At 71.2% G+C, this 21,623-nt stretch carries 18 protein-coding genes; 9 read left to right on the top strand and 9 right to left on the bottom strand.

The window, feature by feature from the left end:
• Positions 1 to 88: 88 nt before the first annotated feature.
• The 3 genes from OXG55_08515 to OXG55_08505 form a co-directional block, all read right to left on the bottom strand.
• Positions 89 to 1,681 (bottom strand): DUF459 domain-containing protein, encoded by a 1,593-nt coding sequence (locus OXG55_08515; GenBank protein MCY4103286.1) that lies wholly within the window; start codon positions 1,679 to 1,681, stop codon positions 89 to 91.
• 3 nt (positions 1,682 to 1,684) lie between these two features.
• Entirely contained in the window at positions 1,685 to 3,073 is a 1,389-nt protein-coding gene (locus OXG55_08510) for an MBOAT family protein (protein MCY4103285.1), read from the bottom strand.
• Between the two features lie 128 nt (positions 3,074 to 3,201).
• Positions 3,202 to 4,137 carry a TIGR03560 family F420-dependent LLM class oxidoreductase gene (locus tag OXG55_08505; GenBank protein MCY4103284.1) on the bottom strand — a complete coding sequence of 312 codons (936 nt, stop codon included), beginning with the start codon at positions 4,135 to 4,137 and terminating at the stop codon, positions 3,202 to 3,204.
• Positions 4,138 to 4,199: 62 nt separating this feature from the next.
• On the opposite strand from OXG55_08505, the gene OXG55_08500 reads away from it, so the two are divergent.
• The gene (locus OXG55_08500; protein MCY4103283.1) at positions 4,200 to 4,685 is read left to right on the top strand and encodes a nuclear transport factor 2 family protein; all 486 of its coding nucleotides are present in this window, start codon (positions 4,200 to 4,202) and stop codon (positions 4,683 to 4,685) included.
• A gap of 6 nt (positions 4,686 to 4,691) precedes the next feature.
• Here OXG55_08500 and OXG55_08495 read toward each other — a convergent pair whose 3' ends face one another.
• From OXG55_08495 to OXG55_08485, 3 genes are all read right to left on the bottom strand, one after another.
• Positions 4,692 to 5,090, bottom strand: coding sequence for a type II toxin-antitoxin system VapC family toxin (locus OXG55_08495; protein ID MCY4103282.1), 399 nt, complete (start codon positions 5,088 to 5,090; stop codon positions 4,692 to 4,694).
• Positions 5,087 to 5,317 carry a hypothetical protein gene (locus OXG55_08490; protein MCY4103281.1) on the bottom strand — a complete coding sequence of 77 codons (231 nt, stop codon included), beginning with the start codon at positions 5,315 to 5,317 and terminating at the stop codon, positions 5,087 to 5,089. The genes OXG55_08495 and OXG55_08490 overlap by 4 nt, the downstream gene beginning before the upstream one ends.
• 436 nt (positions 5,318 to 5,753) lie before the next feature.
• Positions 5,754 to 6,815 carry an SNF2-related protein gene (locus OXG55_08485; protein MCY4103280.1) on the bottom strand — a complete coding sequence of 354 codons (1,062 nt, stop codon included), beginning with the start codon at positions 6,813 to 6,815 and terminating at the stop codon, positions 5,754 to 5,756.
• Between the two features lie 473 nt (positions 6,816 to 7,288).
• On the opposite strand from OXG55_08485, the gene OXG55_08480 reads away from it, so the two are divergent.
• From OXG55_08480 to OXG55_08470, 3 genes are all read left to right on the top strand, one after another.
• The gene (locus OXG55_08480) at positions 7,289 to 7,525 is read left to right on the top strand and encodes a type II toxin-antitoxin system HicB family antitoxin (GenBank protein MCY4103279.1); all 237 of its coding nucleotides are present in this window, start codon (positions 7,289 to 7,291) and stop codon (positions 7,523 to 7,525) included.
• Complete coding sequence (locus OXG55_08475) at positions 7,522 to 7,731, top strand: type II toxin-antitoxin system HicA family toxin (protein MCY4103278.1); 210 nt, start codon at positions 7,522 to 7,524, stop codon at positions 7,729 to 7,731. The genes OXG55_08480 and OXG55_08475 overlap by 4 nt, the downstream gene beginning before the upstream one ends.
• 255 nt (positions 7,732 to 7,986) lie before the next feature.
• Positions 7,987 to 9,756 (top strand): hypothetical protein, encoded by a 1,770-nt coding sequence (locus OXG55_08470; protein ID MCY4103277.1) that lies wholly within the window; start codon positions 7,987 to 7,989, stop codon positions 9,754 to 9,756.
• Between the two features lie 65 nt (positions 9,757 to 9,821).
• Here OXG55_08470 and OXG55_08465 read toward each other — a convergent pair whose 3' ends face one another.
• Entirely contained in the window at positions 9,822 to 10,679 is an 858-nt protein-coding gene (locus OXG55_08465; protein ID MCY4103276.1) for an MBL fold metallo-hydrolase, read from the bottom strand.
• Positions 10,680 to 10,855: 176 nt separating this feature from the next.
• Here OXG55_08465 and OXG55_08460 point away from each other — a divergent pair, with 176 nt between their 5' ends.
• Positions 10,856 to 11,650: a fumarylacetoacetate hydrolase family protein gene (locus OXG55_08460; GenBank protein ID MCY4103275.1), complete on the top strand. Its 795-nt coding sequence runs from the start codon at positions 10,856 to 10,858 to the stop codon at positions 11,648 to 11,650.
• A 77-nt stretch (positions 11,651 to 11,727) separates the two neighbouring features.
• Here the strand turns inward: OXG55_08460 and OXG55_08455 are convergent, their stop codons facing one another.
• The gene (locus OXG55_08455; protein ID MCY4103274.1) at positions 11,728 to 13,074 is read right to left on the bottom strand and encodes an FGGY-family carbohydrate kinase; all 1,347 of its coding nucleotides are present in this window, start codon (positions 13,072 to 13,074) and stop codon (positions 11,728 to 11,730) included.
• 112 nt (positions 13,075 to 13,186) lie between these two features.
• Positions 13,187 to 17,536, bottom strand: coding sequence for a DEAD/DEAH box helicase (locus OXG55_08450; GenBank protein MCY4103273.1), 4,350 nt, complete (start codon positions 17,534 to 17,536; stop codon positions 13,187 to 13,189).
• A 208-nt stretch (positions 17,537 to 17,744) separates the two neighbouring features.
• On the opposite strand from OXG55_08450, the gene OXG55_08445 reads away from it, so the two are divergent.
• The 4 genes from OXG55_08445 (at position 17,745) to OXG55_08430 (ending at position 21,457) form a co-directional block, all read left to right on the top strand.
• Positions 17,745 to 18,497 (top strand): ABC transporter ATP-binding protein, encoded by a 753-nt coding sequence (locus OXG55_08445; GenBank protein MCY4103272.1) that lies wholly within the window; start codon positions 17,745 to 17,747, stop codon positions 18,495 to 18,497.
• An 88-nt stretch (positions 18,498 to 18,585) separates the two neighbouring features.
• Complete coding sequence (locus OXG55_08440) at positions 18,586 to 19,368, top strand: ABC transporter ATP-binding protein (protein MCY4103271.1); 783 nt, start codon at positions 18,586 to 18,588, stop codon at positions 19,366 to 19,368.
• Positions 19,368 to 20,261, top strand: a complete 894-nt coding sequence (locus tag OXG55_08435; GenBank protein MCY4103270.1) for a branched-chain amino acid ABC transporter permease — start codon at positions 19,368 to 19,370, stop codon at positions 20,259 to 20,261. Before OXG55_08440 ends, OXG55_08435 begins: the two co-directional genes overlap by 1 nt.
• The gene (locus OXG55_08430) at positions 20,258 to 21,457 is read left to right on the top strand and encodes a branched-chain amino acid ABC transporter permease (protein MCY4103269.1); all 1,200 of its coding nucleotides are present in this window, start codon (positions 20,258 to 20,260) and stop codon (positions 21,455 to 21,457) included. Before OXG55_08435 ends, OXG55_08430 begins: the two co-directional genes overlap by 4 nt.
• The last annotated feature ends 166 nt before the right edge of the window (positions 21,458 to 21,623 follow it).

Genomic DNA, 21,623 nt, shown 5'->3' with positions numbered 1-21,623 from the left:
CTCAACCGGGGTTGTGGTACACGAGAGTGTCGGCCATGGCCGAACCTTAGCTGACCCCCTCGTCTGCTTCGCCGAACGGCTCCGGCTCTCAGCCGAGCCCCCAGGCGGGCGCGATCATGTCCCACACCGCCTCGGCCAGACGATTCCCGCCTTCGACGGTGAGGTGGACGCCGTCCTCGCGCCGCAGCCGGGTGCCGTCGATCTCGTCGACATAGCCGCCTTCGTCGTTGCTGAAGAGCGCCCACGTATCGAGGTACGTGACCTGGGGGTGCAGAGCGGCCACCTCGGTGTAGACCGTGTTGAGACGCTCCAGGCCGCCGGACAGCCGAGTCTCGCGGACCGGCGGCTGGCCGACCCAGATCGTCTGGGTGTCGGGCTGGCTCAACAGGATCATGATGCGGTCGACGCGCTGGCGGTAGAGGTCCAGCCACTCGTCGCCGAACCGGTCCAGGATCTGACCCTCGTGCTCCACGTTCTGGAAGTCGTTGGCTCCGAAGAGCACCACGATCACATCCGGTCGGCTCTCGGTGAGCACGCCGGCCAGATGCTGGGACCAGTCGAAGAAGTCCGGGCGCGACAGCCCGGTTGCCGGTCGCGGATCCAGATCGATCCGCACGACGCTTGCAGGTGTGACCCGGGCCAGCCCCTCGCCCAGGTCGCGGCTGATGGAGTCGCCGCCCACGTACATCTCCAGGGGGTCCTCCTCGCCGGGGATGCGGGGGGCGTCGAACGCAACCTCCGCCGGCGCCTCCTCCCCGGGGTCGGCGTCCGCGCCGGCTCCGTCTTGCGCCGCCCCGGCGGTCTCCGCGGCGAGGGGTGTCCCGTCGGGGCCGGCGGCGACGTAGCCGGGCGGGCATTCCACCCGATCGGCGGATCCCGCGCCGTCCTCGCCGGCCGCCGGATCGGCCGCGGCGGCCGGATCCGCGGGCGCAGGCGGGACCTCGGTGGCTGCGCCCGGCGCCGCGTTCGCGTCGGAGGGTTCGATGCCGTCGCCGGATCCGTCTGCGCCCGCGCCCTCGCCGGGACCGGCGCCGTCGCTCGGATCGGGCGGGACGCAGTCCAGCCCCTCGATCGGCGCGATGATCCCGTCAGCGGGCGGACCCTCGTCGGGGTCGGGTTCGGTGGCCGCCGCCGGGTCCCGGTCGGGGATCTGTTCCGGCTCGGCGGGTGGAGGTGTCGGCTCGTCGACCTCCGGGTCCTCGGCGACCGGTTGCGGGGGCTCGGTGGTGGTCGGCGTGGTCGCCCGGGCGCGTGCGATCAGCGCCTCGACGTCGTACACCTGCTCCTCGCCGTCGAGCGCCTCGGCGAGCCGCTCGGCGGGACGGTTGAGCGAGAGGCCGTGGGCCAGGCGGTCGACGACCTTGGCGGTACCCAGGGCGACGTCGCGTTGGGTGCCGAGGGGTTGGCGCTCGGCGAGCCCCACGAGGGCGCCGGATCCCAGCAGCGCCCCGACCCCCAGCGCCACCAGCACCGCCACGATGATCTGGCGGGGACGCAGCGGCCGGCGGCGGTCGGGCCGCGGCCCGTCCCCGGCCAGGGGCCGGATGGGCGGCCAGGGGGGCCGGTCCTCGGGGGGAGCCCCCTGCGGCGTCAGCGGGCTCCGGGGCGCCCGACGCCGGCCCGCCTGCGGTGGCCCTTGCGGGGGCGGTGGGGTCGAGTCGGGGGGTGGACGGCGTGCCATGGCTCAGAACTGGAAGTAGATGAAGGGCGCCACGCCCTCGGGGCCGAACTGTTCGAGCACGACGAGCCAGAAGGCGAAGGCCAGCGCCACGACGAGTACTGGCAGGTGGCTGGCCGCCCGGAGCGCGGGCCCGGTGGCGGTCCTCGGCCAGAACTGGGTCGCCAGCGCGGCGGCGATCAGCGCCGGGACGACCCACGCGAGTCGGCTCGGCTCGACCGCCCAGGCGCTGAACAGCCGGGCCAGCACGCCCCCGGCTGCGCCCAGCGACTCGGCCCGGAAGAGGATCCAGCCGAAGCAGACGAAGTGGAACGTGATCAGCCGGGCCACGATCCCGGGCAGGCGCAGCCCCAGACGCCGCTCGACGAGCAGGCCGAGACCGTGGAACACCCCCCACAGCACGAACGTCCAGGCGGCGCCATGCCACAGACCCCCGAGCAGCATAGTCAGCAGCAGGTTGCGGTCCCGGCGCCACTCGCCGCCCCGGTTGCCGCCGAGGGGGATGTACAGGTAGTCCCGCAGCCAGCGGGACAGCGACATGTGCCAGCGCCGCCAGAAGTCCTGGATCGACGCCGCCCGGTAGGGCTGGTTGAAGTTGTCGGGCAGCCGGATGCCCAGCAGCAGCGCCACGCCGATGGCGATGTCGGTGTAGCCGCTGAAGTCGGCGTAGATCTGGATGGCGTAGCCGTAGACCCCAAGCAGCACCTCCACGGAGCTGAAGCGCTCGGGAAAGGCGAACACGTCGTCCACCAACGCCTCGGCGAGATAGGTCGCCACCACCATCTTCTTGAACAGGCCCGCGGCGATGAGGACGGTGGCCCGCGTGAAGTCGGTGTGGCGGAGGATCCTCGGCTCGTCCAGTTGGGGGATCAACTCGTGGGCGCGCACGATCGGTCCGGCCACGAGTTGGGGGAAGAAGGCCAGGTAGACGGCGAAGTCCAGTGGTCTGGCCGGCTCGGCGTCGCCCCGGTAGACGTCGAGGGTGTAGCTGATGGCCTGGAAGGTGAAGAACGAGATCCCCACCGGCAGGATGATGTTCAGCAGCGGCAGGTCGGCGGCGATCCCGAGGCCCTCCAGGGCGCTCTCGGCGCTGTCCACGAAGAAGCCGGCGTACTTGAAGAACCCCAGCGAGGCCAGGTTCGCCCCCACCGCCACGCTCACGACGGCGCGCCGGGCGCCGGGGTGCTGCAGGCGGGCCAGCCACACCGCGGCCGTCTGGTTCAGCACCGTGGAGGCCGCGATGAGACCCACGAAGCGGGCGTCCCAGTAGGCGTAGAAGAAGTAGCTGGCGGCCAGCATGAACAGCTTCCACCAGGCGCGCCGCCCCGGCACGAACCATCCCACCGTCAGCACCACGACGAAGAAGAGGGCGAAGGTGAAGGTGGGGAACAGCATGCGGGGTCGGGTTCGTTACGGGTGAGCGGCGCCTCCGGCGGCGGTTCACACCACCGGAGGGCACGGTACTACCGGCGGTTGCGCGCCCCGCGGACTGGGCCCCTTCGCTCTTCGGCGATGGATGAGGGTCAGCGGAAGTTGGGGATGACTTCGGTCGCGATTTGCTGCAGGCGGTCGGGGGTCTCCTCCGCGGTCCAGTTGAAGTCGGGGATGATGACCTCGTCGACGCCGGCGGCCTGGTACTCCGCGAACGTCTCGGTGATCTGCTCGGTGGTCCCGATCACGTGGGGATGTGGCCTGGCGAGCCCCGCAACGCGCTCGGCGCCGTCGGCGGGAGCGCCGCGCACGTCCACCAGCAGGGCGGCCGAGCGTTGCACAGCGGCCGGGTCGCGGCCGATCGCCTCACAGGCGCGGTCCAGCACGGCCATCTTCTGGATCAGCCGCTCGGGGCCGCCCCAGGTATTCCACTCGTCGGCGAAACGGGCCGTCGTGGGGATCGTTCGCTGCTCCCCGGCACCGCCGATCATGAGCGGGAGCCTTCCCACCGGCTTGGGCGCCAGCGGCGCACCGTCGAGTTGGTAGTAGCGGCCGGCGAAGTCGGTCCGCTTGTTGGTGATCATGCCCTTGATGATCTCGCAGGCCTCTTCGAAACGGTCCGACCGCTCGCCCACGGTGCCGTAGCGAATGCCGTAGCGGCGGTGCTCGTTCTCCTGCCAGGCGGCGCCGAGGCCCAACACGAAGCGCCCGCCGGATATCCCGTCGATGGTGGCGGCCATCTTGGCCGTGACCGCGGGGTGGCGGTAAGTGTTGCCCGACACCAGATGCCCCAGACGGACCCGGGGCACGGTGGCGGCCAGAGCGGCGAGCAGCACCCAGGACTCGTTCACATCGGCCAACTCGGGTTGGCCGTCGGGATATCCGGTCTTCATGGGGTACCCCTCGGGCGGCGGCATGAAGTGGTCGGGAGCCCAGATGCCGTCCCAACCGGCCGCCTCGGCGACCCCGCAGACGTGCTGCATGTGTTCGAAGGAATTGGAGGTGTCGAGCCAGAATCCGAATCGCATGGCTGCATTATGGCCTGCGCCCACCGGTCCGGCTTCCGGCTCTCGGCCTAAGCTTCGGCTCCGTGACAGAGATTCCTGCCGGTGGCGATCCCGGGGCGCCCCTCGGTGCCGACGACCGCGCCGCGATCGCCGACCTGCTGTACGCCTACGCCTGGCACCTCGACCGCAACGAGCCCGAGGAGGTGGGCGACGTGTTCTGTGAGGACGCCTCGCTCGACTACGGGCCGGAGTTCCCCACCATCGTGGGGCGCCGGGAGATCGTCGAGGCCGTCGCTCGCGGGCAGCGGGAGATCTTCAGCGGCTGCTCCCATCACATCTCCAACGTCCGGATCAGCCCCGACGGGGCGGGCGAGGCCGCGGTCACGGCCTACGTCTACTCCTGGACCAGCTATCGCAGCGGCGCGCCCGACGGTGACATGTGGGGGCAGTACCACTGCCGGGTCCGGCGCACCGCCGCCCGCTGGCGCATCGCCGAGATGGTGCTGCGCGTGGCGGGCATGAAGAACTTCCACCGGGGGTCGATGCACCCCATCGGCCGCCGGCCCTGAGGCTGTTCAGGGCGTCACAACGCGGATCTCGCACTGCGGGCCGGATGCGCCGGCAAGACGCCTGTCATTGGTCAGGAGCGGGCAGTCGAGCGATTCTGCTAGCGCGACGTAGGCAGCGTCGTATGGTGTCACGTTGGCCCGCAGTTCATAGATCCTGTGCAGCAGTGGGACCATGGAATGTCGTGCGACGCTCAGGTTGACGAGGGCCTCGACAGCGTCCGCGAAGCGCTCGTCAGTGAGATCACCGGCAAGCCAGCGCTTCCGGAGCACGGAGACGACCTCGATATCTGCCAGGAAGGGAACGGCGGCGTCGCGGGCGCGGCGCAGTTCGCGCCGGGCATCGCTGCCGTCGCCGCCGTCGTCACCCACCGCATTGGCCAGCACGGAGGCGTCGACGACGATCAACGCCGCTGCCGGTCCTCGGCCAAGTCCGCTACCGCCTGCCTCGCGCCCACACGGCCTCCGGAGCGGGTCTCCACCCAATCGAGGACATCGTCGATCGTGGGGTGCTCCACAAGCCGCTTCAACTCACCGACGAGGTACTGCTGGAGCGACTTGCCCTCGCGCTCGGCCCGGCGGCGCAACTCGGCATGCGTCTCCTCCGGCAGGTCCCGTATCAGTACGTTCACCATGCTTTCATTATGCTATCAGATTCGCGGTACCGGCAACTCCTCGTTTGAGCCGCGGTCAATCGTTGTCATTTCTGTGCGGCTACTGCTTGACTTCATGGTCGATGCCGAGTTGGCGTAGGCCTTCCTTGACGACGAGGTCGAGTCTGTCCTGGGGGATGCCTTCGGCGTGCGCGGCGTTGATTTCGAGGGTGACGGTGACGTCGGCCCCGGTTGCGACAAGGGGAGTGACTGCGACCTTTACGACGTCGCGGACCTTGTCGGCGGGGATGCGGGTGGCGGTGACGACGACGGTTCTGGTGTCGGGGCTTGGTGGGTCTGCGGGTTCGCCGGTCGGTCAGCTGCTCCCGCTGCTCCTTGTTGAAGCGCTTGAGCCGCGCTTCGTCACGGGTGATGTCCTGCATGGCGGCAACGGTGCGCGCCGTTTGGCGGGCACGAGTTATGCCCGCCCCGTCAGCAGCGATGATGACGACGGCGTTCTTGTTGACGCGGTTGGATCCGCCGCGGTTGTTGAGGATCGTCTCAGCGGGCGCACCACGTCGAGTTCGGCCCGCAACTCGGCCACCGTGGTGGGGAGCCACTCGTCGAGTGCTCGCTCCTCCAGTCCCCACCGGTCCTCCTCGGCGAGGTCGGCGCCCGCCTCGGGATCGTCGGGATTGATCAGCGAAGCGAAGTCGCGTCGGCTCTTCAGGTACGCCGCGGGATCCTCCAGTGCCTGTTCGAGTCGGGCGATCCGGCGCTCCAAGGTCCGCTTGATCGCCCGTACCGACGACGCCAGGCGGCGCTGCATCACCGTGAGCGCGAACCCGGCGGCGCCCGTCGCCCCGTCGCGGCGGATCCGGGCCAGCTCGGTCGACACGAACCGGGTGACCGCCTCATACAGGTCCAACTCGGCGCCCGCCAACTCGTAGCCCACCGTGTGGGGATGACGAGGCTTGAACAGGTTGTTGCCCGCCATGTCGACCATCCGCTCCTTGGGCACCTTGCGATAGTGCTGCGGACTCAAGTCGATCCGCCCGGTCGGGCACACGTCGCCGTAGGCATCCCGGTCCACGAGGCGCAGCAGACCCCACAGCGACGAGTTGCGACCCGAATGCGGCGTGGCCGTCAGACAGATCAGCCGGTGCGCCCGCTCCGCCACCGACTCCGCCGCCCGGTAGCGCTCGCTGCGCTTGCTGACCCGGCCTGCGGCATCGACCTGCAGCGTGTAGCCGTGGGCCTCATCGAGAATCGCCAGATCCCACCGCTTGTCAGCCGCCTCGAACGCACCGAGCACGTCCTCGCGCTTCAGCCAGTCTCGCGACACGATCACACAGTCGTGCAGATCCCAGGGGTTCTGCGTCGGGCTCACTTCGAACGTCGATGCGTCGAACTGCAGACAGTGGATGTCGAAGCGCTCCGCCAACTCGCGCTGCCACTGAGGGCGCAGATTCGCAGGCACCACGATCAGGACCCGATCCGCCGCCCGACATCCGCGACACCGCCAACCCGGGCATGTCATGGCGAAACGCGTTCTCGATCCGCAACGCCTCCACACCGAGACGGAAGGAGCGCGGGTCACCGTCGAAGAACGGCGTGCTGGAGGACGAGACGATCTCGATTCCGGGAATCTCGTCCTCGATCAGGGTCGCCTCGTCCAGAGCGCCGAGCCCATCGCGGAACACGAACTCCCAGAACGGCCCCTCCCGGACCTGGACGAGCGTCACTGCCTCCCCGTCACCCGGCAACCGCACCTGAGCACCCGGCACCAGCCCCGACGGATCGAACATCCCGCCTGTCTGACACCCCCGCCGCCATCGCCGCGCGCTCCGGCACCAGCCCGGACTACGTGGGCCGCGTCCGCCGAGCCGACAGCGCTTCGTCACGCAAGGCAGAACAGCATGAGTAGAGAGCCTGAGACGGCGTTCGAGGAGTGCCTCGTGTGAACGACCGGTATCGTTGCCGTGACGACCGCCGATGCCGACGGGACGTGAGATGCCGGAGCAATACAGGCTGCCGTACACGCTGCGGGGGCCGTGTACCGACACCGAGAACATGTTCTTGGCGGAGGTGCCGGTGCTGCCGGGATGCCGGGCGTGGGGCGCCACACCCGAGGAGGCCCTGCACAACCTCGACGGGGTGGCATCGGAGTTCGTCGCCTCCTACAAGCACCACGGGGACGAACTCCCCGGAGGCATCGTGAGCGCCGGCGAACTCGTGATTGCGGTGTGACCCACCGGGAACTGACGGGGAAACTCCGGCGGCTCGGGTGCGAGTTCGACCGCCAGGCGCGAGGCTCCCACGAGGTCTGGCGCAACCCCGCCACAGGCGGTCGCACGACCATCCCGAACTGGGGTGGTAGAGACCTGCGAGCCGGCACTATCAGAGTCATCCTGCGAGATCTCGGACTCGACAGGGCCACGTTCGAACGAATCTGACCCCGACACCTGGCAACGCGCAGGAGGGGAGGGCGACGCCCATGACCGCCGTGCCCGTGACCGGCGCTGACGTCGATAGCGCTGAAAGTCCTTCGGCTGTGACAGGTGTCGGGATGACGGCATGATCGGAGCACTTCGGGTGCACGCCGGTCGATGGCTCCGGGGGGTCGGCCGCCGGCCCTGAGGCGCCTTGGGGTGCCAGTCGAGTGCCGCTCGGCGGCCCGTCGCAGGATTCCGGGCGTCTAGTTTTCGGCTATGGCTCAGCGCGTGCCCTCTCCCGACGGCAGGTACGAGCCGCACGAGACACCGCCGGCGCGGCGGGCGCTGGCGACCGCGACGCAACTGGCGCTGATGCTGGTGCCCCGGATGATTCTGCTGCCGCTGCTGGTGGTGACGGTGGCCGGCGGGCGCAGCGCGCTCGAATCCCGTGTCGTGCTGGCCTCCCTCGTGGTGTGCAGCCTGCTGATGCTGGTCACGACCGTCGGCTTCGGGCGGCTCAGGACCGAGAACCTCTACGTCGCCGCCGTCGACCCGATCAGCGTGCCGTTCTGCATCCTGGCGCTGCGCGGCGGGGGGACGGCCACGCTCGCCGCATTGGTTCTCGTGACCGGGCTGTTCCAGGTCGTGGTCGGCATGCGCCTGTCGCTGCTGCGAAGGCTCATCACCCCAACCGTGAGCAGCACGCTGGTCGTGCTCTCGGTCATGTCGTTGATCCCGGTGCTCGCGAGCACCGTCGGCGCGGGGCAGGCGCGGAGCGGGCGCCTCGGCATTCTCCTCTGCATGGTCATCGCCCTGGTGGTCATGATCGGTGTGAACGCAAAGGGTCGCGATGCCCTGAAGCTCTGGGCCGCGCCGATCGGCATGGTGGCGGGACTCGTCGTGGCGATCGGTTTCGGGCTCTACGACTTCGACAGGGTGCGGGAGGCCGCCTGGTTCGGACTCCCCGAGGGCGGCTGGGGGTTGTTCGGCCCCCAGGGCGACGAGGGCCCCTTCGGCGCCACGTTCTTCACGCTCCTCCCGTCCTTCCTGATCCTGGGCCTGGTCGTGCTCATCCGGACCCACGGCGCGTCGATCATCACGCAGCTCGTGTCGTGGCGCCGGCTGCTGTCGATCGACTTCCGGGAGGTTCAACGCGCCAACACCCGGCTCGGGCTGGGAACCATCGCCTCCGGGTTGGCGGGTTCGATACCCGTCAGCGCCGCGCCCATGGGCATCCGGTTCATCTCCCAGACGAAATGCGCCTCCCGCCGCGTGGGAGCCGTGGTCGCCGTGCCGTTCCTGGTCATGGCCATGCTGCCGAAGGTGTGGACGGCCGTCATCGCCATGCCGCGCGCGCTCGTGGTCGTCTACTTCGCGTTCATCCTGGCTCCACTGGTCTACCGCATCGCCAAGTCGCAGAGGCAGTCCTTCGAGCAGGTGCGGAACATCATCCTGATAGGTCTTCCCGTCCTGGCCGGGTTGATCATCGAGATCGGTTTCGTGGACTTCGGCGACAACGCCTTCTGGGAGGCCGTGACGCGGCACGGACTGCTGGCCGGGAGCCTGCTTCTCGTCGTCCTGGCGCTGGCGTTCAACGCGGCGGAGTACCGCCGTCATCTGGAGACGAAGCTGAGCGTGACCAGTCTCGGCGTGATCAGGGAGTTCATGCGCGACTTCGCCGCACGGAGGTCATGGAACGAAGCAACCGAGGCACGGCTCGACGCCGTCGCTGAGGAGGCGCTCCTGGTCCTGACCGAGCGGATCGCCGGCACCGGCGACGAGGACTACCGGCGCCTGCGCGTCACCGCCACCGCCCGCGGCTCGGCGGTGGAGTTGGAGTTCGCCAGCGGTCCCACCGAGGCGGAGAACCTCGAGGATCGGATCGCGCTCCTCTCCGGGCCCGAGTCCGACATGTCCGAACTGGAGATCGAGCGCGACGTCTCGCTCCGGCTGCTCCACCACTACGCCACATCGGTGAACCACCGCCAGTACCACGAAGCCGAGATCATCACCGCGGTGGTGGCCACGGAGACCGGCGACGACTAGCTGCGACAACCTGAGAGGTTGTCGCAGCTAGCGACGGCGTGCCGGGCCGAGCGCCGCCAGCGGCGTCATACGGCGGCGGTGTACAGGTCGGATGCCGCGGCGATGTCGCCCTCGAACCCGCCCGAGCGGACATCCGCGACCAGCGCGGCCGCGTCGTCGTCGCCCCGTGGCGCCGGCATGAGGTGGGTGAGCACGAGTTGCGCCACACCGGCACGCCGCGCCAGTGCGCCCACCGTCGGCGCCTCCGCGTGATAGCCGGCGAGCCGCTCGACACGGCGTTGTGAGAGCCCCTCTTCGAGGAGGCGCCGGCTGCTCAGGACCTCGTGCACCAGGATGTCGGCGCCGTCGGCCAGGCTCTCGACGGCGTCGCAGGCACGCGTGTCGCCGGAGACCACCACCACGCCGTCGGGCGTCGTGAACCGGTAGGCGACGGCGGGGTGGATCTCGCCGTGATCCACGAGCACCGACTCGATGAGCACCTCGCCGACGGTCGCCACCGCAGCCGGTGCGGGCCCCGGTTCGAAGGGCCGGACGGCGGGTTCTGGCCGGTCCGGGAACCCGGCGAGGGCGATGCGCGCGGCGATGTCCGGCTCCAGGTTGTCCAGCAGCGACTCCAGGTAGCCGACGGCGGGGCCGGCGGGGCAGTGGATCGGCAGGGCCTCACAGGGGCGCACCCCGTTGCGGATCCAGCGGGTGAGCACCAACTCGGGGATCCCCATGAGGTGGTCGCTGTGGTGGTGGGTGATGGCCATCGCCGCCAGCCGCGTGATGTCCACGCCGGCCTCGGTGAGGCGAAACAGCGTCGCCGGGCCCGCGTCGACCTGGACGAGCGTGTCGTCGTGGCGCACCAGCGCGCCCGCTCCGGCGCGGCCGGGCGACGGCATCGGTATCCCGCTGCCGGTGATCATCACGGAGGTCGCCATCACCGCAGACTAGAAGCGCGCAGCCGGCTGCTGGCAATTGCGGCACTCCGGCGCCGGTAACGACATCCGCACCGGCGCGCAGGAACTCCGTGTATCGCTCGGACCTGGGGACGATGCAATGCGAGGCGCGCGCTCAGCTACTTTGTGACGGGTTCGTCGACCAGGAAGGGGCGGGGATGCTGCAATCGTCGATCGCCGTGGCCGCGCGGCGGCTTCGTGAGGCGGCCGAGTCGGGGCGGCAGTGCGAGCCCGTGCGTCACCTGCTCGGCAGCGACTCCGACGTGAGCGCCGCCTACGCCGTTCAGCAGGTGAACACGGATCTGGCCGTCTCCGAGGGTCGCCGGATCACCGGCCGCAAGATCGGACTCACCTCCGAGGCGGTGCAGCAGCAGCTCGGCTTCGGTCAGCCTGTGAGCGGCGTCCTCTTCGCCGACCGGTGCGTCGCGGACGGGATCGATGTCGCCGCGGGGACCCTCATGCAGCCGCGCGCCGAGGCCGAGATCGCCGTCGTGCTCGGCGACGACCTCGACAAGGGCACTCACACCGTCGTCGACATCATCAGTGCGATCGCCTATGTCCTGCCGGCGATCGAGATCGTCGACAGCCGCATCGCCGACTGGGACCTGACCGTCGTGGACATGGTCGCCGACAACGCCTGCAGCGGGTTCTACGTGGTCGGCAGCACGCCGATGTCGCTCTCGGACCTCAGAATCCGGAAAGGCGAGGTGCGCATGAATCTGCGGCTGAACGGGAAGCGGGCCTGGCCCGATGAGGGGCCTGAGTGGGCGGCGCTCGGTGGCCACCCGTTGCACGCCCTGGTCTGGCTGGCCGACGCGATGTGCGACCGCGGCACGCCGCTGGCGGCGGGGGAGTGCGTCATGACCGGCTCGCTCGGTCCCATGGTCCCGCTCTCGCCCGGCGACGAGATAGATGTCGGCGGGGTTGCGACGAGGCTGGCGACGGACGGCTGAGGGTCCATCGCCGTCGACCTCGAGAGCGCCGACCTCACCGAGTTGTGACGAGCCGGCGACGGACGGCTGAGGGTCCGTCAGGCCTGTTCCGCCAGGGTCACGAACCGCTGGTAGCGCGCCTCGGCCGGGGCGACCCAGCGGGAATCAGGCTCGACGGTGCGCGCCGTGGCGGCCCAGCGCGCGCCGCCGGCGAGGTCGGTCTCCAGACCGGCCACCAGCCGGGCGGCGAAGGCGGCGCCGAGGGCGGCGCTCTCGGGGACGGCGCCGACGTGGACCGGACGGCCGGTGCAGTCGGCCAGAGCCTGCGTCAATGGCCTGACGACCGTGCCACCGCCGGTCGCCACGATGCGCCGGGGAGCGACCCCGGCGACATCGAGGTGGCGGCGCACGACGAACCCGGCGGTCTCGAGCGCCGCCCGGTAGAGGTGTGCGCGCCGGTGCGTGGCCTCGAGGCCCAGCAGTGACGCCGTGCGGGCACCGCCGGCCACAGGCGTGCGCTCGGGGTGGATCGACGGCAACCACAGGGGCAGGTCGCCGGGATCCAGGTCCGCCAGCAAGGCGTCGAAACCCTCACCGGCGGGCGGATCTCCGAGCACCGCGCGCACACGGTCCCAGAACAGCCCCCCGGCGTTGCTGGGGCCACCGACCAGGCAGCGATCGGGTACCACGTGCGGGATGGTCCAGAGTCCGTCGACCTCCTGCCAGCCGTCGAGGACGATCCAGCACAGCAGCGTGCTGCCGAGCGTGACGATGACGTCGCCCGCGTCGGCGGCCCCGGCAGTGGCCAATTCGGCGAGGCCGTCGGGGATGCCGGCGCCGAGCGGGACGCCGTCCACGTCACCCGCCGGTTCCCATCCGGCCACGAGTCGCGGGAGTTGCTCGGGTCGTACGCCGATCTCGTTGCACAGCGCCTCTTCCCAGCCCGCGCTGGCGAGAAGCGGCACCGCCGCCATAGCGGTGGCGGTGTCCAGGGCCGCCACGCCGGCCAGCGCGTGGTTGGCGACGGTCTGCGCCGGCCAGAACCCCGCCGCGCCGGGACACAGCCCGGCCAGGTGACGCAGGAATCCCAGCCACTCCTCGTTGCCCACGGGTGGCAGGCCGGCGATCGCCCCGCCGCGGGCGTCGCCGTACAGGAGGCCGGGACCGAATGGCACGCCCCGATCGTCCACCGCCGTGAGTGACGGCAGCATGGCGGCCACGCAGGCGGCCTGGGGGTCTCCGCAGTCCCCGACGTCCCTCCACGCCTGCAAGGGCCCGAGGCGCCAGGCGGCCGCGGCGTCAACTTCGAGCAGTCCCGGCACCGGGGCGCGCAATTCGTGGGGACGGCGAGTCCGGGCCATGATCGTTCCGTCCTCGTCGACGGCGAGGGCCTTGGTCGCCGTGGTTCCGACGTCGATGCCGATCGTGACCGGTACCCCGCTCATCGCTCCGATCCTCGTCCCCGCGACCCCGTCTCCGGCTCGATGGCGTGGGCGAGCGGCTGCGAGCTTGCGATGGACCGGCGTGACCCGCCCGCCCCGTGCCGTTCGCCGTCGCTCACGGCCGCGACGCGACGGCCGGTGGTCCCGGTTCCTTCGCGCCGATGTGGGTGCCCTGCCCGCGGTGCGTGTCGGAGGCTGGCGGGATGCCCGCGGCGCGGTCGGGGAGCCCATCGATGTAGGTGACCGTGCGGCTTGCGATCGCCGCCACCCGCGGGCCGGGCGTGACGATGCCGGTGAGGTTCAGCGGATCGGTCGCCGGGATCTCCAGGCGCTCGCCGTTCCGCTCGCTGCGCCGCACCCGGCGGAGCTCGTCGACGGCGGCCGGCAGCGCGAACTGCTCACCCGTGAACCCGGTGACGAAGCGTCCCCCGCGGACGACGCCGCGCGCCTCGAGACGGCGCAGCGCCCAGAGCACTTCCCGCCAGGGCACCGCCAGCGTCTCCATCGCCCGGAGGTCGCGGAATACCACCCCCCAGCGCGCCAGGAGCTGCTCGGCGGTCGCCTCGGCCAGCTCGTCGGGATCGAAGCGGTCCTCGGGAGCGGCGAGCAGCGACCAGCGACCCACGGGCCCGGCGAGGCCCTGCGCCCCGCGTCGCAGCCCTCGCCGCGGCTGGAGGCGGGCGCCGGGGGAACCTCGGCGCGGTCCGCCGAGCAGGGAGCGGAGCGCGCCGAAGCTGTCGGCGGTGAGCAGGCCGCGGGCCACGCCATCGGTCAGTCCCGACTCGATGTCGGTCAACAGCCGCCCGCAGTCGGCTGTCAGTTCGTTGGCGAACCGGGGGCCGTGGCGTTCGAGGGACTCGACGATCTCCGCCAGCGCGCCCGCTGCGGGCGCCGTGGGCACCTCGGTGCCGCGGGCCGCCGCCGTCAGCCAGTCGAAGTCGCCGCGCAGCCCGAGCGTGACCGGGGTGGCGCGTGAGGTGGCGGCGCCGGGGCGTCCCTCGTCGCCGCGGCGCAGTCCCAGGCGCCCCCAGGCCAGCTCGCCGGACAGGCAGAGGTCGTCGAGCCAGACGGGCAGGTAGCCGTCGATGCGACGTGCGAGGAGTTGCCGCTCCCAGGTGCCGGCCGCGGCCTCGAAGCCCTGCAACTGCTCGATGACGGCTGTGAGCCCGGCGCGGCCCCGGACCTGCGTGCCGGGCGCCACGTGCTGCCAGCGGAACAGGAAGCGCATGAAGTCCTGCGCGGTGACCGGCTGGATGTCCCGGCGCCGCCGGCGCTGCGAGTAGACGTGGATCCGCGCCAGCAGGCGGCGGCTGCACCACTCGAGTTCGTCGCCGTCAGCCGCCGTCGCCTCGGAGGGGCGGAACCGGCCCGAGAGGGCGAAGCCCTCCGCCTGCAACGCCGCCAGGGCGATCTCGGTGGTCCCGCGGCCCAGCGACGTGGCTGCCGCCAACTCGGCGACGGTCACCGGTCCCATGACCTCGAGGTGGCCGCGTATCGCCTCGATGGTCACATCCGCGGGGTCGCCGATGTCGGTGGGTTCGTCATCAGCGTCGTCCCCCGGCGTGTCCTCGCCCAGCAGGGCGCGCACGGCCGGCTGCAACTCGGTCGTGCACCAGAAGCCGCCGGCGGTGACCGCCCGTCCGGCTTCCGCCAACTGTGCGTAGAGGTCCGCCCAGTCGGAGCGCGGCCGGCAGAGCACCATCTGCGACAGCAGGTCGTGCAACTCGTCGGGGTCGCGCACCTCCGGCGCCACCTCGGCGCAGGTGCGGGCGATGGCGTCCGGATGCAGGGCGCCGATCTCGCTCAGGTCGACCGGAAGGCCGCGTGGCAGGCGCACAGCCCGCGTGCGCCGCTCCTCCAACGGCGCCTCGTCGAGGAACGTAAAGGGCCGGCCACCCAGGATCTCGTGCGACAGGGGTGACGGCTCGGGAGTGTCGCGGAACTCGATGGCCACGTCCCCGGCGCGCAGTGCCTCCAGGAGTGCCACGAGCCCGTCGATGTCGGTGGCCTCGTGCAGGGCGTCGTGCAGCGTCTGGCGCACCAGCAGGTGGTCGGGGATCGGGACCGGACCGGGATTGTTGTCCTGGCAGGCGGCCAGGCCCGGGAAGGTGGCGGCCATCACGTCGTCGGCCTCCATCCGCTGGATCGGCGGCGGGTTGCGCTTGCCGCCCTTGAAGCGCAGCACGGTCAGCGCCCGGTTCAGGTTCCAGCGCCAGCGGACCCCGAACAGCGGCGAGACGATGATGGCCTGCGTGAGAACGTCGGTGACGGTCCCGGGATCCAGCATCCGCGGCACGTCGCTGAGGGGGAAGCTGTGCTGGGGGCCGAGCGACAGCACCACGGCGTCGTCGTTCGCCGCGGCCTGCAGCTCGAAGTCGAAGGTGCGGCAGAAGCGCTTGCGCAGTGCCAGCCCCAGTCCCCGGTTCAGTCGCCCGCCGTGGGGGCTGTGGATCACGAGCTGCATGCCCCCGGCCTCGTCGAAGAAGCGTTCGATGATGAGCCTGCTCTGCGTGGGGAGGGATCCCAGGGAGGCCCGCGCCGCAGCCAGGTACGACACGACGGCCTCGGCGGCGACGTCACCGAGGCCGCACCGCTCGGCAATCGCAGTGCGGGCGCCGTCGGGGTCGCCGGCGTCCAGGAACCCCTCCACCAGGGCCCGCAGATCGCTCACCTCGGTGCTCAACTCGGTGGTCCGCGACGGCGCCTCGCCCAGCCAGAACGGCACCGTGGGGGGCGCCCCCTCGGCGTCGACCACACGGACCACGCCCGACTCGACGCGCCGGATCCGCCAGCTGTGCGAGCCCAGCAGGAACACGTCTCCGGCCATCGACTCGATGGCCCAGTCCTCGTCGACCGTGCCGAGGAACGTGTCGTCGGGGTCCAGCAGCACGCGGTAGTCGGCCACGTCGGGGATCGCCCCGCCCGAGGTCAGCGCGGCCAGACGGGCACCGCGGCGTCCCGCCGCCTCGCCCGCCACCGAGTCGACGTGCACGTAGTCGCCGCGCCGTCCCCGTCCCGTCACCACGCCGGTGTTGGTGAACCGCAGCGTCTCGTCGAAGTCCTCCCGGGACAGGTCCGCGTACGGCGCGGCCCGGCACACCAGCCCGAACAGGTCATCGACCTTCCAGCGCTCCGCCGCACACTCGGCGGTGATTTGCTGCGCCAGCACGTCGAGAGGCGCCTCCGGTGGCGTCACGGCGTCCAGGCGACCGGCTCGCACCCCCGCCAGCAGAGCGGCGCACTCCACCAGTTGGTCGCGGGTGGTGGGGAACAGGCGGCCCTTCGGTACCGCCCCGACCGAGTGGCCCGAGCGCCCCACCCGCTGGAGGAACGTGGCCATGCTGCGCGGGCTACCGATCTGGCAGGCCAGATCCACGGGACCGATGTCGATGCCCAGTTCCAGCGAGGCGGTCGCCACCAGAGCCCGCAGGTCACCGGCACGGAGCCGGGTCTCGATTCGCAGGCGCCGCTCCTTCGACAGCGAGCCGTGATGTGAGGCCACCGCGCTGTCGCCCAGCCGCTCGGCCAGCAGGTGGGCGATGCGTTCGGCCTCCCGGCGGGTGTTGACGAATATCAGCGTCGTCCGGTGCTCGGTGATCAGCTCGGCGATGCGGTCGAGGATCTCGGCGGTCTGTGTGGCGGGCGCCACGGCCTCCAAATCGCTGGGCGGCATTTCGAGGGCGAGGTCCAGGTGCCTGCGGTGGCCGACGTCGATCACCGCCGGCGCGGGGCGGCCGGCCGGGGATTCGGGGGTGCCGGCGCCCAGGAGCAGCCGCTGGATGACGCTGATGGGGCGCTGCGTGGCCGACAGCCCGATCCGCAGGGGCCGCTGCTCGCACACGTGCGCCAGCCGCTCCAGGCTCAGCGCCAGGTGCGAGCCGCGCTTGTCGCGGGCCACCGCGTGGATCTCGTCGACGATCACCCAGCGGGCGGTGCGCAGCATCTCCCGGCTGCGTTCGGCGGTCAGCAGCAGGTACAGCGACTCCGGGGTGGTGATGACGAAGTTGGGCGGATTGCGCAGCATCGCGGCCCGGGCCGACTGCGTGGTGTCGCCGGAGCGGACGGCGACGCGCAGCGGCGGGGGCTCGAAGCCCATGTCCCGGCCGATCCGTTCGATCTCAGCGAGCGGTCCCGTGAGGTTCTCGGCGATGTCGGTGGCCAGGGCCTTCAGGGGCGAGACATAGACCACCTGGGCCTGCCCGGCGACCGGCTCGCCCCGCTCGTGCGCTTGCCAAAGGGCGTCGATGGCCACGAGGAACGCCGCCAGAGTCTTGCCTGAGCCGGTCGGTGCGCTCACCAGCGTGTCGGCGCCGGCACGGATGGCCGGCCAGGCGCCCACCTGAGCCGCCGTCGGGCCGCCGGGGAAGCGCCCGCAGAACCAGGCCCGGACAGCGGGGTGGAAGCCGTCCATCACACCGGCGGGAGCGGCGCCGGGATCGGGCGTGTCGGTGTTGACGGCGGTCACGTCGAGTCGGTGGCTCCTCGGGATCCGGCGGCGGCATCCGGCCGGGCGAGGTCCCGGCAGAATGCTCCAAGGTCAGAACGGTAAGGTCAGAACGGTTGTTCGTATCAGGCTAGCGTGGCGCGCCCACCTGCGGGGTGAACGATAGGCGCGTGCCCCGCTGCACGGTGGTGCCCGGCCGCCGGGGCGCGCGCTGGTACGGTGCCCTGCGATGGTGGGGGACCGATCAGCGACGCCGGTGCTGGAGGTTCGCGGCCTCAGCGTGCGCTACGGCCCCGCCCTGACGGTCCTCCACGGCGTGGACATCGAGGTTCCGGCCGGTGCGGTCGTGGCCCTGCTGGGACCCAACGGCGCCGGGAAGACGACCCTGCTGCGCGCGCTCACCGGGCTGCTGCCGTTCCACCACGGCCGTGTGACCGGCGGCGAGGTACTGCTCGAGGGGAAGCCGGTGGGGCGCGCCAACGCGACCGCCCTGGTGCGGCGCGGGATGGCGCAGGTGATGGAGGGGCGGCGGATCTTCGCCGAGTTGACCGTGGAGGAGAACCTGCGGGCGGGTGCGGTCACGGTACGAGACCGCCGGCAAGTGGCGGCGGTGACCCGGGAGATCTTCGAGGCGTTCCCGCAACTGGCCCGCCGGCGCGGCTACCAGGCCGGCTACCTGTCGGGCGGTGAGCAGCAGATGCTGGCCATCGGGCGGGCATTGATGAGCTCACCGAACCTGCTGTTGCTGGACGAGCCGTCGCTCGGCCTGGCGCCGCGCATCACCGAACAGATCGCGGCGCGGATCAGCGCGGTGGGTGCGGCCGGGACCACCGTCCTGCTGGTGGAGCAGAACGCCGCGATGGCGCTGTCGATCTCCGAGTTCGCCTACGTACTGCAGGCCGGGCGGGTGGCGATGGGCGGGCCGGCCGCAGTGCTGCGCGACGACCCCGAAGTGCAGAAGCTCTACCTGGGTGATGGCTGAGGCCACCGCAGCCGACGGAGACGCGGCGCCACCGGGAGGGGAGCGGCGAGGACCGGCCGAGGTGACCCCGCCCGCCCTCGTCACGCCGATGCTGCGCGTCGACGGCGTGAGCCTTTCCTTCGGGGGGCTCCGGGCGCTGGATGACGTGTCGTTCAGCGTGCGCCCCGGCGAGCTCGTGGCGCTGATCGGCCCCAACGGGGCCGGCAAGACCTCGCTGTTCAACTGCATCAGCGGTGTGTACCGACCCGAGCAGGGCGCCTTGCTCTTCGAGGGGGCCGACCTGGTCGGCATGCGTCCCTCTCGCATCGCCGCGGGAGGCGTCGCCCGCACCTTCCAGAACCTGGCGCTGTTCGAGAACCTCGACATCGTCGACAACCTCATGCTCGGTCGCCACACGCTCATGCGAACGGGTCTGCTGGCGGGTGCGGTGTGGCTCGGCCGGGCGCGCCGCGAGGAGATCCGGCACCGCAAGCACTGTGCCGAACTGGTGGACTTCCTCGGCCTCGGCCCCTATGTGGGTCGCCCGGTGGGTCTGCTGCCCTACGGCGTGCAGAAGCGCGTCGAGATCGGCCGTGCCCTGGCCGCAGAGCCGCGGCTGTTGATGCTCGACGAGCCGGTGGCGGGCATGACCCGGGCCGAACGCAGCGAGGCCGGCGCGCTGCTGAGCGGCATCCGGGCCGAGATGGGACTCACCATGCTGCTGGTGGAGCACCACATGCACCTGGTGCTGGAGGTGGCCGACCGGGTAGTGGCCATGAACTTCGGCGCCGTGATCGCCTCCGGCGCCCCCACCGAGGTGGCGAACCATCCCGCGGTGGTGGAGGCCTACCTCGGCGCCGCCGGTACGAACGGGACCGGTGGGGAGCGTTGATGGACAAGTTCCTGCAGCTGCTGCTCTCCGGCGTCGCTCTCGGCGGCATCTACGCCCTGGTGGCGCTGGGTTTCGTCGTGATCTACAAGGCGAGCGGCGCCTTCAACTTCGCCCAGGGAGGCTTCGTAACCCTCGGCGCCTACATGGTGTACCAGTTCGGCACCGACTGGGGTCTGCCATTCTGGCTGGCGCTGGTGCTGGTCATGATCGCCATGGCCGCCGTCGGGATGTTCCTGGAGCGGCTGGTGATCCGGCCCATGGTGGGCAAGCCCACCTTCACCGTGGTGCTGATCACCCTGGGTCTCCTGCTGATCATCGAGCAGGTTGTGCGCTCTGTCTGGACCAGCCCGGGGCTGGTGCTGGAGGTCCCGTGGGGCAATGGGCGCAGCCAGCTCGGCAACGTCACGCTCCGGCACGCCGATCTCTGGACCATGGTGTCGGGCGCGGTGCTGCTGTTGGCGTTCTTCGTGTTCTTCCGGTACTCCCGTACCGGCCTCGGTATGCGTGCCACCGCCCTGGACCAGGAGGCGGCCGCGGCGCAGGGCATCTCGGTGGCGCGCTCGTTCGCGGTCTCGTGGGCCGTCGCCGCGGCGGTGGCGCCGGTGGCCGGCGTCATGCTGGTCAGCCGCGGCGGCGGCGCCCTCTCGCCGGCCATCGGCTTCGTCGCTCTGGCCGCGTTCCCCGCCATGATCCTGGGCGGGCTGGACTCCGCGGGCGGTGCCGTGCTCGGCGGCGTGCTGATCGGCCTGGCCGAGATCATGTCCCAGGGTTACCTGGACGTCTCCTGGCTGGGGTCGAACGTGGAGGTGGTCGTTCCCTACGTGCTGATGGTTCTGGTGCTGCTGTGGCGCCCCGAGGGACTGCTGGGAACCCGGCGGGTGGAGCGGGTATGAGCGCGGGATTCCTGCGTCGCATGCTGCCGCCGGTGGATCCGGCGCGCCCAGCGGTCGCGTCGGCGACCGCGGTCAACCCGCTGCTGCCCGGCGCGGGGTCCAAGCTGCTGGCGGCGGCGATCGTGGCGGGGGTGGTGATCTGCCCGCTGGTGCTCGACGACCCGTTCTGGATCACGGTGCTGGGCAACGCCGGCACCTTCGCGGTGGCTGCGCTGGGGCTCAGCCTGCTGACCGGCTTCTGCGGCCAGGTGTCGCTGGGCCATGCGGCGTTCCTGACGGTGGGCGGCTACCTGGTGGCCTTCTTCGGCGCCGGCTGGGGCTGGCCGCTTCCTGCCTGGCTGGCCCTGGCGGCCGCCACCGGGGCCGTCATCGGGGCGCTGGTGGGCCCGTTCGCCCTGCGATTCAAGGGCAACTACCTCGTGGTCGTGACGCTGGCGCTGATCTTCGTCGTGACTCACGTCGCCCGCAACTGGGAAGGCTTCACGGGCGGCTTCGACGGGATCTCCACCAACAAGGCGCCGCTGGCGCTCGGCGGCCTGGACTTCGGGGACATGAGCGCTTTCGGCCAGCGGCTGGACCGCCAACAGGGGCTGTTCTACCTGTCGTGGATCCTGGTGGGGATCAGCGCTCTGGTGGTGCGGAATCTGGTCCGCAGCCGCCCAGGCCGGGCCATGCAGGCCATCCGGGACCGCGACCTGGCCGCCGAGGTGATCGGGGTCAGCAACGCCCGCTACAAGATCGCCGCCTTCGCTATCTCCAGCGCCTTGGCCTCGGTGGCCGGCGCCGTCTACGCGGTGGGCCTGCGCTTCATCACCCCCAACGAGCCTCTGGCCGAACTCTTCCTGTCGATCCGCTTCGTGGCCATCATCATCGTCGGCGGCATGGGCACCGTCTACGGGGCCGTCGTGGGCGCGCTGCTGCTGGGGCCGCTGCCGGAGTTGGTGAAGGAGTTCGTGAGCTACCTGGATGTGACCGTCCCTGGCCTCGGTCGGCCGCTCGTGTCCGACACCGTGGCGGCCGAGCCGCTGTTCAGCACCTCGTCGTTCAGCGAAGCGCTGTTCGGCCTGCTGCTGGTGCTGACCCTGCTGTTCCAGCCCCGGGGCATCGCCGGCGTCGTGCGGTCGCTGCGGATCCGCCGCGCCGGGCGGTCGCGGGTTGCCGTGCTGCCGCAGCGGGCTGATGAGGAGAGTCACTGAGTCGAGCGGATGCGCCGCTGCGGGGAGCGGCTCCGCGCCGCGGCAGTGCGCTGCCCGGAGGCACTGCCGGACGCTGGATAGGATGGCCGGCAATCGGGGGTCGGGTTGCTGCCGCCGCCGGGCAGCGCACAGCGATGTCGGGGCCGCGCATCCGCCGGGGAGCCAC

The organism is bacterium, from assembly GCA_026708055.1.
Classification (GTDB): Bacteria; Actinomycetota; Acidimicrobiia; order Acidimicrobiales; family CATQHL01; genus VXNF01.
The sequence above is the reverse complement of the archived record's forward strand: the minus strand, read 5'-3'. Positions and strand labels throughout refer to the sequence as shown.